The 16,227-nt window shown below is 69.9% G+C and carries 10 protein-coding genes; 3 read left to right on the top strand and 7 right to left on the bottom strand.

Features of this window, described 5'->3' with window-relative positions:
• Positions 1-85: 85 nt before the first annotated feature.
• The 3 genes from ACFXMV_RS21850 to ACFXMV_RS21840 are packed head-to-tail and all read right to left on the bottom strand — an operon-like array spanning position 86 to position 3,451.
• Entirely contained in the window at positions 86-2,356 is a 2,271-nt protein-coding gene (locus ACFXMV_RS21850; protein WP_378503597.1) for a heavy metal translocating P-type ATPase, read from the bottom strand.
• A gap of 1 nt (position 2,357) precedes the next feature.
• Positions 2,358-3,233, bottom strand: a complete 876-nt coding sequence (locus ACFXMV_RS21845; protein WP_378500507.1) for a hypothetical protein — start codon at positions 3,231-3,233, stop codon at positions 2,358-2,360.
• An 8-nt stretch (positions 3,234-3,241) separates the two neighbouring features.
• On the bottom strand, positions 3,242-3,451 hold the full coding sequence (locus tag ACFXMV_RS21840; protein ID WP_378500508.1) for a heavy-metal-associated domain-containing protein: 210 nt from the start codon (positions 3,449-3,451) through the stop codon (positions 3,242-3,244).
• Positions 3,452-3,638: 187 nt separating this feature from the next.
• On the opposite strand from ACFXMV_RS21840, the gene ACFXMV_RS21835 reads away from it, so the two are divergent.
• The gene (locus tag ACFXMV_RS21835; RefSeq protein ID WP_378500509.1) at positions 3,639-5,075 is read left to right on the top strand and encodes an MFS transporter; all 1,437 of its coding nucleotides are present in this window, start codon (positions 3,639-3,641) and stop codon (positions 5,073-5,075) included.
• Between the two features lie 228 nt (positions 5,076-5,303).
• On the opposite strand, the gene ACFXMV_RS21830 is transcribed toward ACFXMV_RS21835, so the two are convergent.
• The 3 genes from ACFXMV_RS21830 to ACFXMV_RS21820 form a co-directional block, all read right to left on the bottom strand.
• Positions 5,304-5,912: a TIGR03086 family metal-binding protein gene (locus ACFXMV_RS21830; protein WP_378500510.1), complete on the bottom strand. Its 609-nt coding sequence runs from the start codon at positions 5,910-5,912 to the stop codon at positions 5,304-5,306.
• 109 nt (positions 5,913-6,021) lie between these two features.
• Positions 6,022-6,993 carry a helix-turn-helix transcriptional regulator gene (locus tag ACFXMV_RS21825; protein WP_378500511.1) on the bottom strand — a complete coding sequence of 324 codons (972 nt, stop codon included), beginning with the start codon at positions 6,991-6,993 and terminating at the stop codon, positions 6,022-6,024.
• A 136-nt stretch (positions 6,994-7,129) separates the two neighbouring features.
• Complete coding sequence (locus ACFXMV_RS21820) at positions 7,130-7,579, bottom strand: winged helix-turn-helix transcriptional regulator (RefSeq protein WP_378500512.1); 450 nt, start codon at positions 7,577-7,579, stop codon at positions 7,130-7,132.
• Positions 7,580-7,662: 83 nt separating this feature from the next.
• Here ACFXMV_RS21820 and ACFXMV_RS21815 point away from each other — a divergent pair, with 83 nt between their 5' ends.
• Complete coding sequence (locus ACFXMV_RS21815; protein ID WP_378503596.1) at positions 7,663-8,898, top strand: MFS transporter; 1,236 nt, start codon at positions 7,663-7,665, stop codon at positions 8,896-8,898.
• Between the two features lie 9 nt (positions 8,899-8,907).
• On the opposite strand, the gene ACFXMV_RS21810 is transcribed toward ACFXMV_RS21815, so the two are convergent.
• Positions 8,908-14,394 (bottom strand): carboxyl transferase domain-containing protein, encoded by a 5,487-nt coding sequence (locus tag ACFXMV_RS21810; RefSeq protein WP_378500315.1) that lies wholly within the window; start codon positions 14,392-14,394, stop codon positions 8,908-8,910.
• Positions 14,395-15,206: 812 nt separating this feature from the next.
• Here ACFXMV_RS21810 and ACFXMV_RS21805 point away from each other — a divergent pair.
• Positions 15,207-16,227: wax ester/triacylglycerol synthase family O-acyltransferase (locus tag ACFXMV_RS21805; RefSeq protein WP_378614353.1), on the top strand; the 1,021-nt coding region annotated here is incomplete at its 3' end.

Here is a 16,227-nt window from a genome sequence, read left to right as displayed (position 1 = left end):
CGTCGCGGCCCGGTGTGACCGGCTGCGCCCGTGAGTCCTTCTGGTGTGCAGCGACGCCAGAAGGACTCACGGGCGGCGCAGCCGTCTACCGGAACCGACGCAGACGCAGGCTGTTGCTCACCACGAAGACGCTCGAGAACGCCATCGCCGCCCCGGCAAGCATCGGGTTGAGCAGGCCGGCCGCGGCCAGCGGGATCGCCGCCGCGTTGTAGGCGAACGCCCAGAACAGGTTGCCCCTGATGGTCCCGAGTGTCTTGCGGGACAACCGGATCGCGTCGGCGGCCGAGCGCAGGTCGCCGCGGACCAGGGTGATGTCGCTGGCCTCGATCGCCGCGTCGGTGCCGGTGCCCATCGCCAGTCCCAGGTCCGCCTGAGCCAGTGCGGCGGCGTCGTTCACGCCGTCGCCGACCATCGCGACCACCTTTCCGCGTGACTGCAGCGCCTTGACGGCCTCGACCTTGTCAGCCGGCATGACCTCCGCCAGCACCGTGTCGATGCCGACCTGGTCGGCCACGGTCCTGGCGGCGGCCGCGTTGTCGCCGGTCAGCAGCACCGGCTCGAGGCCGAGCCGCTTGAACTGCGCGATGGCCTCGGCGCTGGTGTCCTTCACCGCGTCGGCGACCACCAGGACGGCCCGCGCCGCACCATCCCAGCCGACCGCGATCGCGGTCTTGCCCGCGTTCTCGGCAGCCGACTTCGCCTCGCTCAACTCCAGCGGCAGGTGCAGCGACCAGTCCTCGAGCAGGGAGGTTCGGCCGGCGACCACCGCGTGCCCGTCGACGATGCCCTGGACCCCGCGGCCCTCGATGTTCTCGAAGCCCTCCACGAACGGCAGCGGGCCGGTCGTGTCGGCCGCGGCGGCGCTCGCGATCGCCTTGGCGATGGGGTGCTCGGAGGCGTGCTCCAGCGCACCGGCCAGGCGCAGCGCCTCGGCCCGGTCGGTCCCGTCGACCACGATCACGTCCTGCAGCGTCATCTTGCCGGTGGTGACGGTGCCGGTCTTGTCCAGCACGATGGTGTCCACCTTGCGGGTGGACTCGAGCACCTCGGGTCCCTTGATCAGGATGCCCATCTGGGCGCCGCGCCCGGTGCCGACGAGCAGGGCCGTCGGGGTGGCGAGGCCGAGTGCGCAGGGGCAGGCGATGATGAGCACCGCGACCGCGGCCGTGAACGCGACAGACAGCGGGCTGCCGGTTCCGATCCAGTAGCCCAGTGCGGCAACGGCAATCGCGATGGCGATGGGCACGAACACCCCGGCGATGGTGTCGGCGAGGCGCTGCACCTGCGCCTTGCCGTTCTGCGCGTCCTCGACAAGCGCCGCCATCTGGGACAGCTGGGTGTCGGCGCCAATCCTGGTGGCCCGGACGACGAGACGGCCGCCGGCGTTGACGGTCGCACCGACGACGCCGTCGCCCTCGGCCACCTCGATCGGGATGGATTCGCCGGTCAGCATGGACATGTCGACCGCGGACCGGCCCTCGACGACGAGCCCGTCGGTCGCGATCTTCTCGCCGGGCCGAACCACGAACAGGTCGCTCACCACGAGTGCTGTTGCGGGGATGCGGGTCTCGGCGCCGTCGCGCAGCACCGAGACCTCCTTGGCTCCGAGCTCGAACAGTGCCCGCATGGCCGCCCCTGCCCGACGCTTGGAACGCTGCTCGAAGTAGCGGCCGGCCAGCACGAAGGTGATGACGCCCGCAGCGACCTCGAGGTAGATGTTGGCTGCCCCGTCGGTACGCCCGATGGTGAACGAGAACGGGTGCGTCATCCCGGGTTCGCCTGCGGTGCCGAAGAACAGCGCGTACAGCGACCAGAGGAAGGCGGAGCCGGTGCCGATGGTGATCAGCGTGTCCATCGTGGCGGCGCCGTGCTTGAGGTTGGCCCAGGTGGCCTTGTGGAACGGCAGCCCGGCCCACACGATGACCGGCGCGGCAAGCGTGAGTGAGAGCCACTGCCAGTTGGTGAACTGCAGCGCCGGGATCATCGCCATGGCGATGACGGGGATCGACAGGATCGCCGAGACGATCAGCCGGGTGCGCAGGGCGGCGAGTGCCAGGGACTGCTCGTCTTCGGGCTCGGTGTCGGTACCGGTGTCGCGGTCGGTCGAGGGCGGCTGGGGAACGGTGGCCGAGTACCCCGCCTTCTCGACCTCGGCGACGAGGTCGGCCGAGGTGACCGCGGGGTCGAAGACGACCTTGGCCTTCTCGGTGGCGTAATTGACGGTGGCGGTCACGCCCTCCATCTTGTTGAGCCGCTTCTCGATTCTGGCCGCGCAGGAGGCGCAGGTCATCCCGCCGATGGCGAGCTCGATGCTTGCGGTGCCCGTGGTCTCGGGGGTGAGGTACTCGGTGGTCATCTCAGTGGCCTTCGTGGGTGGAGACCGTGAATTCCGCTGTGCGGACCACGTTCTCGTGCTGGAAGTCGAGGAACAGGCGGTAGCTGCCGTCGGTGGGCGCCTGTGCGTGGAACGTGACGTCGGGTCCCGGCGCGGTCACGCCGTCGCCCGGCTCGCCCTGCGGGTGCACGTGCAGGTAGGCGAGGTCGCCGGTGCGCAACGCGACCAGGTGCCCGAAGGCGCCGAGGTACGGCTGCAGGTCGGTGACCGGCTTGCCGTCGCGGGCCACGGTCAGTGTCAGCTCTCCGCCGGCCGTGCTGAGGTCGCCTGCGAGGGTGACCCGGTAGCCGTCCACCTCGGCGACCCGCGTCTCTCGGGGGAGGGGAGCCGGGGCGAAGTCGCCCGCGACCTCGACGTTACGGCCGAGCGTCAGCTGCGGACCCCCGGCCGGCTGGAAGTCGGCGAACACGCGGTACGTGCCGCCGCGCGCCCAGTTCCAGTCGATGGACCAGGTGCCGTCCGCAGCCAGGGCCGGGTGGACGTGGCGGAACTCGCTGGTGTCGCTGCGGACCACGATCAGGTGCAGCTGCTTCTCGTGCAGCTCGTCGTACTCGGTGACCGCCGTGCCGGACGGGCCGACGATCCGAAAGCTCAGCGCACCGGGACGGTCGGCCTCGGCGGGCGCGGTGACCTCCGACAGGGTGTAGCCCTGCTCAGAGACCTGAAGGCCCGCGGGGGCGGTGGCGGTGCCGGCCTCAGCGTGTCCGCCGTGGGTGGTGGTGTCGTGGGTGTTCGACATGTCGATCGGGCTTCCTGTTGCGGCGCCCAGCCCGAGGGCCGCCGCGAAGATCACGGCGAGCCCTCCGGCGTAGGCGGCGAGTTTGATCGGGGTGTTCATGGCCGTCCCTATGCGGGAGTGGCCGAGTAGCCGGCCTCGTCGACGGCGCCGAGCACGGCCGATTCGTCGAGCGGGGAGGCGCTGGTGATGGTGAGCCTGCCGGTGGGGACGTCGACGGCGACGTCGGTGACACCGCCGAGCTTGCCGACCTCCGCGCGGACCGAGCCCGCGCAGTGGCCGCAGGTCATACCGGTGACGGTGTAGTTCGCGATGGTCATGTCGGTCTCCCTCTGTCGTTCCCATACCGCTGGGGGGTAGGGGCTTACGAGCAATGAACATACCCATGGGGGGTACTGAGTGCAACCCCTGAAATGATCTTGCCAAGCTATACCCCCGTAGGGTACAAATCCCTTCGCGGTGATCGCGCCGCGACAGGTGCTTCGAACATCAGGAGGAGTGATCGAGATGAATCGGATCCAAGAACCCACATCGACGCGAAAATGGTTGGCGCTCGGACTGATTGCGCTCGCCCAGTTCATGGTCATCATGGACACCTCGATCATCGGGGTGGCGTTGCCCGAGATGCGCGCAGACCTCGGCTTCACTCAGGAGAACCTGACCTGGGTCTTCAATGCCTACGTGGTGGTCTTCGGCGGGCTGCTGCTACTCGGCGGGAGGCTGTCGGACCTGTATGGCGCCCGACGGATGTTCAGTCTCGGCTGGCTGATCCTGCTGGCCGGATCAGCGGCGGCAGGCCTGGCGGCCAACGTGCCGACCGAGCTCGTCGGCCGGGCGGTGCAGGGCGTCGGGGCCGCGCTGATCGCGCCCGCCGCGCTCACCCTGCTGATGATGCTGTTCGGGTCGACTCCGAGGGAGCTGACCAGGGCGCTGGCCGTGTATGGCGCCGCGGCGCCCGCAGGAGGAACAGCTGGCGTGTTCCTGGGCGGACTGCTCACCGAGTACGCCTCGTGGCCGTGGGTGTTCTTCGTCAACATCCCGATCGCGGTGATCGCGCTCGTCGCGGCGCCCGCGCTGCTGCCCGGTGGCCGGGGCGCCGCGACGGGCGGGGTCGACCTGCTGGGCGCGCTCGCCGCCACGCTCGGCATCGGGGCGGCGGTCTTCGGCATCGTCCGCGCGCCGGAGGTGGGCTGGGCCGCGGCTCAGACCTGGGGTGTTCTCGTCCTGTCCGCGTTGCTCCTGATCGCATTCCTCGTGATCCAGGCGCGCCGCAGCGAACCGTTGGTGCGGCTCGCGATCTTCCGGACCCCCAACCTCGGTGCTGCCAACCTCGCGCAGTTCCTGCTCGGGGCCGCGTGGATCCCGATGTGGTTCTTCCTGAATCTCTATCTGCAGCAGGTGCTCGGCTATTCGGCCTTCCCCAGTGGCGCCGCCCTCATTCCGATGACCGCGCTGATCATGATCGGCATGATCGTGCTCGCTCCGCGGCTGATCGCGAGATTCGGGCCGAAGTCGATGGTGGTGTCGGGTCTGGTCCTGCTGTCGGCCGGGCTGGGCTGGCTGTCCCTGGTCCGCCCGGACGGCAACTTCTGGGTGGACGTGCTGCCCGCGTCGCTGGTCTCGGCGCTCGGCATGGCGCTGGCCTTCATCCCGTCGCTGGGCACCGCGATCTCCAGCGCGCGACCGGAGGAGGGTGGACTGGCGTCGGGCATCGTCAACACCAGCTACCAGCTGGGATCGGCGCTCGGCCTGGCGGCGGCGACCGCCGTTGCGGCGGCAGCGGGGGCGGGCGAGCTGGGGGATCTGGGCGCGCTGACGGATGGGTTCTCCGCGGCCTTCGTGGTCGCCGCCGTGATCGCCCTGGCTGGGGCCGCGCTGGCGGCGTTCACGCTGCGCGCCCCGAGGGTGCAGGTACCCGAGACCGAGTCGGTGACGGTCCGATGATCCGGCCGAAGGTGACCGGGGCGTTGGATGATCCGGCGGTCAGGGCCGTGCTGCGCTGCGCGGCGGGGTGTCTGCTGGCGGCGGTGAGGGTTCGGCTGGGTCCGCGCTCCGGCGGTGGCGCTCACTGAGCGTCGCGGCGATCGGGTGGCCGCTGATGCTCCTGCCTGGACGGGAGTCCGCGCGGGAGCGTCAGCGGCCGCCGGCCCCGATGGCCGAGGGTGGAAGGCGCTATCGGAGTCCAGGGGCTACCGCGGAGGTCCAATGCGGATCGCGACCGAGGAGGGCGGCCAGCCGGTCGAGGGCCGGGGCGTCCGGGTCGAGGGTCCGGATCGGGGCGAACAGCGCGCCCGGTCCGCGCATCGCGGGTGAGTCGGGGTATCGGCCGGCGAACCTCAGCGCGGTGGCCACCTGACGTTCCGTGGGGCGGTAGTCGCTGCCGGTCGCCCGACTCAGGTCCCAGCCGTGCGTGAGGACGTCGACGAAATGGACGCCGATGGCGACCGAGCCGGGGACCGTCCCGGCGCTCGGGACCGCGACGCTCCGGTCGAGGACCGCGTCGTCGGCCAGGGTGACGGCGAGTTCGCGTGCGGCCGTGCCGAAGTCGGCGATGGGATCCGGTGTGGGCGGGGCGTCGCCGGTCAGTGCCGCGCGGCTGCCGTCGGCGGTGCCGGACAGGTGGGAGTCCATCCCTCGGGCGTTGGCTGTCAGGTGGCAGATCACCGCCCGAACGTCCCACTCGTCGCAGGGTGTCGGGAGATCGAGTTGTTGTTCGCTCAGGCCGCTGATGATGTCGCCCGTCAGGGCGAGTGCTTCCAGATAGTGCTCGCGCAGATCCATGAACCCTCCTCAATATGTACGAACGGTCGTGCTTTTATTTGACCATTCGATGGGCGGGTGGATCAAGAGGGGTCTGAATACGGCAGACCATCCGTCGTCCGACGCGTGTTCAGCTCCGGCGGTAGCGCTCGCTGAGCATCGCGTGGTGCTCGGCCCGCCGCAGGCATTCCTCGCGGAGCTCGGGAGGGCTGAGCACCGTGAAGTCGACGCCGAACGCGGTGAGCCATCCCGCGATGCCGGCGGCCGAGTCGCCGCGCAACTCCACCGCGCACCGGCCGGCATCGACCGATTCGAGTGCGCCGCCCCAGGAGTCGTCGACCATCGGGGCGACCTGCTCGATCGGGGCGTCCAGCAGTACCCGTGCCGTGACCTGGCTGAAGGCGCGGCCGATACCCCGGGAGACGAACGCGGCGGCGTCGCCCGTCGGGAGCTCGCGCGGCGAAAACCTCGGCCCGGTCGGGGTTTTCGGCGACATCCGGTCCACCCGGAACGATCGCCAGTCCTCGCGCATCAGGTCCCATGCGACCAGGTACCAGCGCGCGCCGGCCCGGACCAGACGGTGGGGCTCGACCTCGCGCCTGGTCTCGGTGCCGTCGCGGGTTCGGTAGTCGAAGCGCAGCCGCTCGTGGGTGTGGCAGAGCGTGGCGATCGCCGAGAGGACCTTCGCGTCGACCGCGGACGGCGGCGGTCCCTGCGGCACCACGTCTATCCGCAGCGCGTCGAGGCGGTGTCGCAGGCGCGAGGGCATCACCTGCCGCAGCTTGGTCAGCGCACGCAGCGACGAGTCGCCGAGACCCTCCACCGATCCGGTCGCGCCGGACTGCAGCCCGAACGCGACGGCCAGCGCCTCATCGTCGTCGAGCAGCAGCGGCGGCATCTCCGCGCCGGCGCCGAGCTGATAGCCGCCGCCGACGCCGACGCTCGCATTGACGGGGTAGCCCAGGTCGCGCAGCTTGTCCACGTCGCGGCGCACCGTCCGCGGTGTCACCGCCAGCCGATCCGCCAGGTCCGCGCCGGACCATTCCCGCCGCATCTGCAGCAGCGACAGCAGCCGGAGCAGTCTCGCCGAGGTTTCGCGCATGCCAACACCCTGCCAGCCAATGCGGACAGTTGTGGTCCTCATTGGCCGGGGAGTCGACGGACATCCGCGACGAGGGGGAGGTTCTCGTTCCACATGCCGAGTGAGTTCCCGACAACCTCCCCCTCGCTCGCGTGGATCAGCCCCCGGCGACCTTGCGCACGTGGGTGTTGGTCGGCCCGAGGGCGATTCCGTCCTTGTTCAGCAAGAGCAGGGTGGGTGCCGGTTCGCCGGTGGTCTTGTCGATCAGCCTCGAGTGTCGCTCGCCCTCGCCGAAGGCATGGCGTTCGCCCCATTGGCGCAGGCTCACGATGACCGTGAAGAGGTCTCGGCCACTGTCGGTGAGCTCGTACTCGTGCCGGGTTCCCTGCGCGTTGGGTCGCTGGACCAGAACGCCGTGCTCGACGAGATTTCGGAGTCGATCCGCCAGGATGTTCTTGGCAATGCCCAGGTTTCGCTGGAACTCGCTGAATCGGCTGGCGCCGTCGAAGGAATCGCGCACGATCAGCAGCGACCAGCGATCCCCGAGGAGATCGGCCGTCCTTGCGACCGGGCAGTGCGGGTCGGTCCAGTCCTCGCGCTCGAGCATCGAGAAGCCCCTTCGGTTGCGTATTGAAACCATTATGCCCTAGCGTTAGATTTGGTTTTGATTTGCAACCAAAAGGGGTGGGTGTGACGAGGCAGCTTCGAGCGCTATTGGCGGTGCTGTGCGCGGTGTCGGTGGCGAACATCTACTACGCGCAGCCGCTGCTCGAACGGATCGGCTCGGACCTGGCAATGCCGACCGCGCGCCTCGGTCTGATCGTCACGGTCGCACAGGTCGGCTACCTGGTCGGGTTGATCGTGCTGGTGCCGCTCGGCGACGCGGTCGACCGCAGGCGCTTGATCGCCGCGGGCATCGCCGCCGCGAGTGCGGGAACGTTGCTCGTCGCGTTCTCGGCGACCAGTGCGCAGCTGTTCATCGGTGTGGCGGTGGCGGGGATGTTCTCGGTCGTGGTGCAGGTCGTGGTGGCGTATGCGGCGGCGGTCAGCGCTCCGGCCGAGCGGGGCCGAAATCTGGGGGTGATCACCGGCGGTGTGGTGGTCGGCATCATCGCGGCCCGATCCGTGTCCGGACTGGTCGCCGACGTCGCCGGGTGGCGCGCCGTCTACGCCTGCTCGGCAATCCTGTCGCTGCTGCTCGCCTGCGCGGCGATGGTGATGTTGCCGCAGGAACATGGGGCCCGCCCACCCGCGCCCTACCTGCGTGCGGTCGCCGCGGTCGTGACGCTGACCACCACCAGCCGGGTGTTCCGGACCAAGGCGCTGATCGCGCTGTTCCTCTTCGCCTCGTTCGGGGTCCTCTGGAGCGCCATGGCGCTCCCATTGGGTGCGGCACCTTGGCACCTGTCGCCCACCCAGATAGGGCTTTTCGGGATTGCCGGCCTGGCCGGTGCGCTCGGCGCCGCTCGCGCCGGGACCTGGGCCGACCGCGGCCGCGGCGAACGCGTCACCGTGGTCGCGCTCGTCCTGCTGCTGCTCTCCTGGGTGCCCATCGCCCAGACGGCGTACTCGCTGATCGCGCTGGTGATCGGGGTGGTCGTGCTGGACTTCGCGGTCCAGGCCGTACACGTGAGCAATCAGAACCGGATCGTCGCCGACGACCCGGAGGCCAGCAGCCGGATCATCGGCAGCTACATGGCCTTCTACTCGGTCGGCAGCGGCGTCGGCGCGATCACCGCGACGTCCGTGTACGGGGCAGTGGGATGGCGAGCGGTGAGTCTCCTCGGTGCCGCGTATGCCGCCGCGGCCCTGGGCGTTTGGGCACTGGATCGATCGATTCTCGGCCGGGCCGAGCGGTCCGTCACCGACTCACCCCGGGAACGCCGAACGGCGCCATCGGAGTCACTCCGATGGCGCCGTTCGTAGCGGAACCCGTTACCCCGCGAGGGAGCTCAGCGTCCTGGCGATGCCTCGCTCGACCGCCGCCGCGATGTACGGGCGCAGCTCGGCGGCGGGCACGATCGCGTCCACCGAACCGACCTCACGGGCCCGCTCGATGTTGTGGATCGCCTCGAACTCGGCCGCCACCTCGCCGAGCTTGGCCGAACGGACCGCGGCCCGCTCGGCGCCGAGCTCGACCCGCAGGCGGGTGCGCTCGGCGTTGTCCTCCGTCTCGGCCAGGCGCGCCTCGAGGTCCCGGACCGCGGGATCCGCGGCGGTGCGGGTGTTCACGTCGCGGGTGAAGACCACGGCCGCGGCGGGCGCGCCGCCGAGCACGGAGGCGAACGAGCCCTCGACCGCGAGCACCTCCATGTTCTCGTTCAGCGCGCCGGAGAACACCACGAACGCGCCGCCGTGGTAGCGCGAGACCACCACGAACACGATCGGTCCGTCGAAGTTCACGATGGCACGGCCGATCTCGGCGCCGTACTCGAGCTGCAGGTTCCGCAGCGACTCCGGGGAGCCGTCGAAGCCGGACAGGTTCGCCAGCACCACGACCGGGCGGTTGCCGCTGGCCGCATTGATCGCGCGGGCCGTCTTCTTCGACGAGCGCGGGAACAGCGTGCCGGACGTCCACTGGTCGGGTCCGTCGGTCGGGAACCAGCCCTTGCGGGCGATGGCGCGCGACTCGATGCCGATCACGGTCACCGCGTTGCCGCCGAGGTGCGCGTCGAACACCACGGAGGTGTCGGCATCGGCCATGTCGGCCCACCGCTCGAGCACCGCGTGGTCCTGGTCGACCACCGAGCGCATCACGGTCCGGATGTCGAAGGGCTTCTTGCGGTCCGGGTTGGTCTCCGCGGAGAAGATCTCGCCGACCGTGGTGAACTCGCTCGACGGGTGCACGTGCGGGAAGGTGCGGACGTCGCGGTCGATCGGGTCCGTGGACTCGGCCTTGCGCGGGAAGCGTTCGCCCGCAGCGAGATACGCGTGCTCGTAGTGGGAGAACAGGACGCCGATGGCGGCCGTCAGGTTCGGCGCCCAGTACTGCGCCTGGCCGTTCGGGCCCATCACCCGGTCGTAGCCGCCGATGCCGAAGTTGTCCTCCGCGGACACGCCGCCGGAGTAGTCGAGCGACTGCTTGCCGGTCAGCACCATCGCGCTGTCCGGGGTCATCACCAGGATGCCCTTGGTGTGCATCAACATCGTCGCCTCGGCGTTCCAGTACGGCTGGGCGCCGACGTTGATGCCCGCGACGATCACGTTGATCTCGCCGCCGTTCTGGGTGAACGTGATGATCCGGCGCAGCCCGCGCGAGACCCAGTCCATGTTCTCGGTGCCGGATTCCATCGAGATGGTGGCGCCGGAGGACAGGGCGAACCACTCGACGGGCGCGCCGAGCTGCTCCGCCATGTCGATCGCGGCGACCACCCGGGAGCACTCGGCCTCGGCCACGGTGCCCAGCGCCTTGGTCGGATCGCCGAACAGTGCGACGCGGGTCATGCCCTCGGGGTGACGCGCGGTTGGCGTGGTCACCAGGCCGACGATGATGCCCGCGGAGTTGCGTCCGTGCGGGCGGTCGACGGGGACCAGCACGCCGGACTCGTCGAGGTCGTACTCGACGAACGTGCCGCCCGCGGACAGCGCGGGGATCAGCTCGTACGGGTACACGGTGCCGCGGGCCTTGGACCGCTGCACCTTCTGGGTGTACTCGTCGAGCGGCTTGAGCGGCGCGGTCGGCGGCTCGGTGACCGCGACCTCCAGGCCCGCGCCCGAACGGTAGGAGAAGCGCACCGCCACCTGGCGCGGCGCCTCGGCGGGGTTCTCCTGCAGGCGGCCGATGATGGTGAGCTGCTCGAGTCCGGCGCCGACGGTCAGCGGCGCGACGTGCCGGGCGATCCTGGCGATCCGGTCGGCCGACACCTCGAACTTCGGCCACACGTAGAGCACGACGCGATTGTTCTCGATGCGCTTGCTGCCGCGGTCGGCCTGGACCCGGCGGATGCCGTCGAGGCAGGCCACGACGGCCCGCTCGATGGCGGGTGCGGCGTCGATCTCGCCGTCCGCGTCGAACTGCAGCGTCAGGTCCCGCACCTGCGCCATCGCGATCAGTCGCTCGTCGGTCGGGTTCTCCTTGGCGACAAGGTGATACAGGTAGGTGTCGGCCGGGGCGGGCAGGCGGGTGCCGTCGAAGTTCTTGAGCCGCCACATGTTGAGGCGCTGGGCGGTGAGCGGGTGCATGTCGCGGATGATCTTGTCCTCGACCAGCCCCGAATCCGCCTCCGCCGCAGGGCGGAACGTCGCGACGCGCTGCACCGTGATGTCACCAGGGGTCGCGACCGTGACGGTGACACGACGCCAGGACGAGGACCCGGCGTGGTCCCGCAGCACCGCGTGCAGCGACTCGGCGAGGGTGTCGCCGTCCGCCGGGGCGTCCGGCCAGGCGAGGTAGAGGTCGACGACCTGGTTGACCGGGGCCGGTCCGACCGCGGCGTCGACGACGGCCAGTGCCTCGTCGAGGCGGGCCCGGTCGGCGGCCACCGAGACCAGGTTCAGCTGCTCGCCCGACAGCTCGAAACGGCCGGTGACGCACGGCAGGCCGTGGCCGTCGAGGGCCTTCACGTCTTGCAGGCCGCGAATCTTGTAGTACTGCCGGGTGACGACCTCGAGCAGGTCGCCGGGCAGCGACAGCGGGTCGGCGAGGAGACCGACCAGCGGCTCCGGGGTGTCCACCAGCGCGTCGATCCGCTCCGCGCGGTCGACCGCCCCTGGGCGCTCCGCAAGGTACTGGAGGCTGCCGCGCACGCCGTCGTAGACCTGCTCGCGCGCCTTCCGGATCGCGGGCTCGTCGAAGATCCGGAACTGCAGGTTGCGGGCGACGTCGCCGACCACCGGGTAGCGCAGCTGGGTGGCGAGGACGAGGCGGTCGAGCACCTCCGCAAGGGCGGGGCAGTTGTCCGTGCAGACCCGGCCGTCGTGCAGCCACTGTGCGAGCAGGCCCGCGACGATCGGAACCTGGGCCTCCATCCGCTGCTGCGCGACGAAGATCCGGTAGACCGCACCCTCCAGGTCCTCGGTGCGCTCGAGGTCGTTGACGTCGTAGTGACGAAGCGATCGGGAGAGCTTGGCGCGGAACGAGTCCGGCAGTCCGTGCACGTCCACGTCGAGCGACTGCAGGAACGAGTGGAAATGCTCACGCGGGCTGTGCACGCGTTCGACGGTGTCCTCTTCGTCCGCCGTCGGCCGGTTGCGTGAGAGCTCGCAGAGGTCCGCGAACGTGGTCAGCAGGCTCAGCTCGGCGTCGACGAGGGTGTTGTCGGACTCGGGCAGCGCCCCGCGCAGGGTGAGGTACTCGGCCAGCAGCGCGCGAGAGCGAGCGGCGTCGACATCGAAGCCGGCGATCATCGCGCTCAGCGCGTCGAGCCGGGCCAGCGCCTCGGTCAGGTCGTCGCGGTCGCGGGACTCGGGGGCGACGAACTCGACCCGCGGGGCCTGCGTGGTGACGGTCTCCTCGGCGACCTGGTCGACCCGCAACAGCGGAGCGCCTGCGTCGACCTGGGCATTGACGATGGCCAGCACCTCGCGGACGGTGCCGGCGTACGGCGCCCGGATCGCGGTCTCCATCTTCATCGCCTCGAGCACCACCAGGGTGTCGCCTGCCTCGACCTCATCGCCGACGGCGACGGGGAGGGCGACCACCACGGCGGGGGAGGGGGCGCGCACGACACCTGCCTCGTCCTGGCTGATCTGGTGACTGATGCCGTCGACCTCGACCAGGTGGTGGGCGGGACCGGTGACGGAGACGATGTGGAACCGGCGGCCGCCGACCACGATCCGGCTCTCGAACTCGCCGAGCCGGTCCACGTCGACCTCGATCTCGCCGCTGTCGCCGTCGATCCGGTAGCGGTGCGGTCCGATCTGACCGACCACCAGCTGGTAGGCCTGGCCCTGGTAGCTGAGCTCGACGGGACGCCCGATGCCGTGCTTGGCGCGCGGCCTGCCGCCTCGGGCGGCGGCCAGGAAGGCGCTGCGCTCGAGGGCCTCCTCCGCGTCATAGACGCCGACCGCGGTGGCCAGAAGCGCGACGGCGGCGGCGGGCGTCGGACCGGTGGCCGTGCCAGCGCCCGTGCGGTCCAGCCAGCCGGTGTCGGCCGACGCGGTGATCACCTCCTCGCGGTCCAGCAGGTTCAGTAGGAACGACTTGGTGGTGGTGCCGCCGTCCAGGACGACGGTGGTCTCGCGCAGCGCGGTGCGCAGCCGGGCGAGGGCCTCGGAGCGGTCCCGGCCCCACGCGATGACCTTGGCGACCATGGAGTCGTAGTCGGGCGGGATGACGTCGCCCTGGGCGATGCCGGTGTCCACCCGCAGGCCGGATCCGAGCGGGAACTTGAGCAGCGCAACGGAGCCGGGGGCAGGGGCGAACCCGTTGTCGGCGTCCTCGGCGTTGAGCCGGGCCTCGACGGCGTGGCCGAACTCGGTCGGGCAGTCGCCGACCAGCGGGTCGCCGCCCGCCACATGGATCTGCAGCTTGACCAGGTCGATGCCGGTGGTGGCCTCGGTGATCGGGTGCTCGACCTGCAGGCGGGTGTTGACCTCGAGGAAGGTGAAGACCTGCTGCGAGGGCTGGTACAGGTACTCGACGGTGGCGGCACCGCAGTAGCCGGCGGCGCGGACCAGGTCGGCGGAGACGCCGCGCAGGTGGTCGGCCTGTTCCTTGCTGAGCAGCGGGGAGGCGGACTCCTCGATGACCTTCTGGTTCTTGCGCTGGATGGAGCAGTCCCGCACGCCGGGGGCCCAGACGTTGCCGTGGGCGTCGGCGATGACCTGTACCTCGACGTGCCGGGCCTCGGTGACCAGGCGCTCGATGAAGACGACGGGGTCGCCGAACGAGCGTTCGGCCTCGCCCTGGGTGCGCTCGAGGGCGAGTTCGAGCTCGTCCTCGGCGAAGACCTTGCGGATGCCCCGGCCGCCGCCGCCGGATCGGGCCTTGATGATCAGCGGGTAGCCGATGGCCTGCGCGTGCCTGCGGGCGTCGGCGCGGGTCTCGACGGGACCGCCGGACCACGGCGCGACCGGGACGCCCACCTTCTCCGCGAGCAGCTTGGCCTCGACCTTGTCGCCGAGCAGGCGCATGGCGTCGCCGGAGGGGCCGATGAAGGTGATGTTCAGCCGGGCGCAGAGGTCGGCGAACGCGGGGTCCTCCGCGACGAAGCCCCAGCCGACCCAGACGGCGTCGGCCCGTGCCTCGATCAGGGCGCGCTCGAGCTCGGCGTGATCGAGGTAGGGGGTGGCCGCCGTGGTGGACGGTCGCAGGGTGACGCCCTCGTCGGCCTGGCGGACGAACATCGCCCGCCGCTCGGCCTCCGTGTGCAGCGCGATCGTGGTGATGCCGTATGGGTGCTCGGCATTGAGCTCGCGCACTGCCCGGATCAGGCGTACCGCCGCCTCACCCCGATTGACCACTGCTACACGTTTGAACATCCTCGCCCACCGTTCTCGAAATATGTGTGTCGACTGCGCCGCGCGCCTGCGCGACCGTCCGCCGTCCCCCGAACCCTGTCGAGGGTGCCGAAGCCGGTGGGCAGTCCGGACCGGTTGGCCTGGGACATGCCCGACCGAGTGCGGTTGGGACCCGAAACCTCGTCTGGAAAACGAAGTCGAGGCGCGAGCGAATTTCGATCCGGTCACGCGTAATCCTCGCCCGGCCTGGCGTCCCAAGTCGACCCTGCCGGTACGCAAGCATGCAGTATTTCTGCGACATTGTCATGTTGCGTCCGTCGGTGCGCGCAGATCGCTCAATGTCGTTGCAGGCCAGTATGATTCGGCCATGACTCGACCGCGCTGAAGCGCGCCTCGGGTGCTACCAACCGGTAATAAGATTCATACTGGCGAGTAGCAATAACTCGTACTCGTGAGTAGCAATTCTCTTTACCGGCAAGTAGGGTTACTTGCGATCGAACTTATCGCGAACAGAAAAGATTCTGTTACGGCGAGTATCGCCCCCCGGGTCGGGAGCCTTCTGATCTTGATATCCGCAGGTGAATGAATTGTGTCCTTGCGTGCCAAATCGAGCTGATTCCGTCGGGGATCCGCATGCCCCGCTACCTGGACGTTTGCTCAATTGGCTTCCGTTTTTCGAATGGTGTACAACAGGTCACAGGTGCTACTGGTTCGTGATCTTTCTCACAGGATATCTGTGAGAATGCGTCACACCTGAAAGCGCGAATGACAGGTCCCCGGGGGACCGGAACCGCCGACGGTTCCGGCGCGGGATTACAGGGAAAGGCGCGTCAATGCTGTTGCCGATGTCACCGGCCGACTCGATGTTCCTGCTGGGCGAGTCGCGTGAGCACCCGATGCACGTCGGAGGTCTTGCGCTGTTCGCCCCGCCGGAGGGCGCCGGGGCGCGGGACGTGCGGGCGATGCTCGATGCGGCGCTTACGCGGGCCGACGTGGCGCCGCTGCTGCGCAAGCGCGCCCGGCGATCGTTGGCCTCGCTCGGTCAGTGGGGTTGGGAGACCGACAAGGACATCGACCTCGGCCATCACGTCCGGCACGACGCGCTGCCTGCGCCCGGTGGACTCGCGGAGTTGCTCGAACTCGTGTCCCGCCTGCACGCGGGGCTGCTCGACCGCGGCCGGCCGCTCTGGGAGATGCACCTGATCGAGGGTCTCGCGGACGGTCGGTTCGCCGTGTACATGAAGATCCACCATGCTCTGGTGGACGGCGTGTCCGCGATGAAATTGCTGCGCAGCGCGCTCAGCGAGGATTCGGACCTCCGGGAGATGCCTGCGCCGTGGGAGCCCCTCGTGCGGGAACGTCCTTCGCTCACCCTGGTCACGGATGCGCCTGACGACGGCACGGTCGAGGGCTCCCGCGGCGGCCCCCTCGACCTGCCAGGCGCGGCCGTGCGCGCAGTCCGTGGCGCCGTCGGCCTGCTGCCGGCGCTTGCCACCACCGTCGACCGCGCCTGGCACGAACGCGGCGGCTCGCTGTCGCTCGCAGCTCCGAAGAGCATCCTGAATGTGCAGATCGGCGGGGCCAGGCGGTTCGCGGCGAGGTCCTGGCCGATCGAACGGCTGCGTCTGGTCGCGAAGGCAGATGACGCCACCATCAACGACGTAGTGCTCGCGATGTGCTCCGGCGCGCTGCGCAACTACATGGACGACCTCGACGCGCTGCCCGTCGACCCGCTCATCGCGATGGTGCCGGTCTCACTGCGGCGAGCGGTGGAGGAGGGCCAGGAGGGCAAGGCCGGCAACGACTTCGGCGTACTCTCGTGCAACCTCGCCACCCACCTCGACGATCCCGCAC

It is taken from the genome of Rhodococcus sp. NPDC059179 (assembly GCF_042754885.1).
GTDB lineage: Bacteria > Actinomycetota > Actinomycetes > Mycobacteriales > Mycobacteriaceae > Rhodococcus_G.
This window is presented reverse-complemented; position numbering and strand designations above follow the sequence as displayed.

What these genes read in the sequence shown, in the direction of transcription:
- ACFXMV_RS21850 (WP_378503597.1), bottom strand. Translation starts at nt 2,356, where the DNA reads ATGACCACCGAGTACCTCACCCCCGAGACCACGGGCACCGCAAGCATC.
- ACFXMV_RS21825 (WP_378500511.1), bottom strand. Translation starts at nt 6,993, where the DNA reads ATGCGCGAAACCTCGGCGAGACTGCTCCGGCTGCTGTCGCTGCTGCAG.
- ACFXMV_RS21845 (WP_378500507.1), bottom strand. Translation starts at nt 3,233, where the DNA reads ATGAACACCCCGATCAAACTCGCCGCCTACGCCGGAGGGCTCGCCGTG.
- ACFXMV_RS21820 (WP_378500512.1), bottom strand. Translation starts at nt 7,579, where the DNA reads ATGCTCGAGCGCGAGGACTGGACCGACCCGCACTGCCCGGTCGCAAGG.
- ACFXMV_RS21830 (WP_378500510.1), bottom strand. Translation starts at nt 5,912, where the DNA reads ATGGATCTGCGCGAGCACTATCTGGAAGCACTCGCCCTGACGGGCGAC.
- ACFXMV_RS21835 (WP_378500509.1), top strand. Translation starts at nt 3,639, where the DNA reads ATGAATCGGATCCAAGAACCCACATCGACGCGAAAATGGTTGGCGCTC.
- ACFXMV_RS21840 (WP_378500508.1), bottom strand. Translation starts at nt 3,451, where the DNA reads ATGACCATCGCGAACTACACCGTCACCGGTATGACCTGCGGCCACTGC.
- ACFXMV_RS21810 (WP_378500315.1), bottom strand. Translation starts at nt 14,394, where the DNA reads ATGTTCAAACGTGTAGCAGTGGTCAATCGGGGTGAGGCGGCGGTACGC.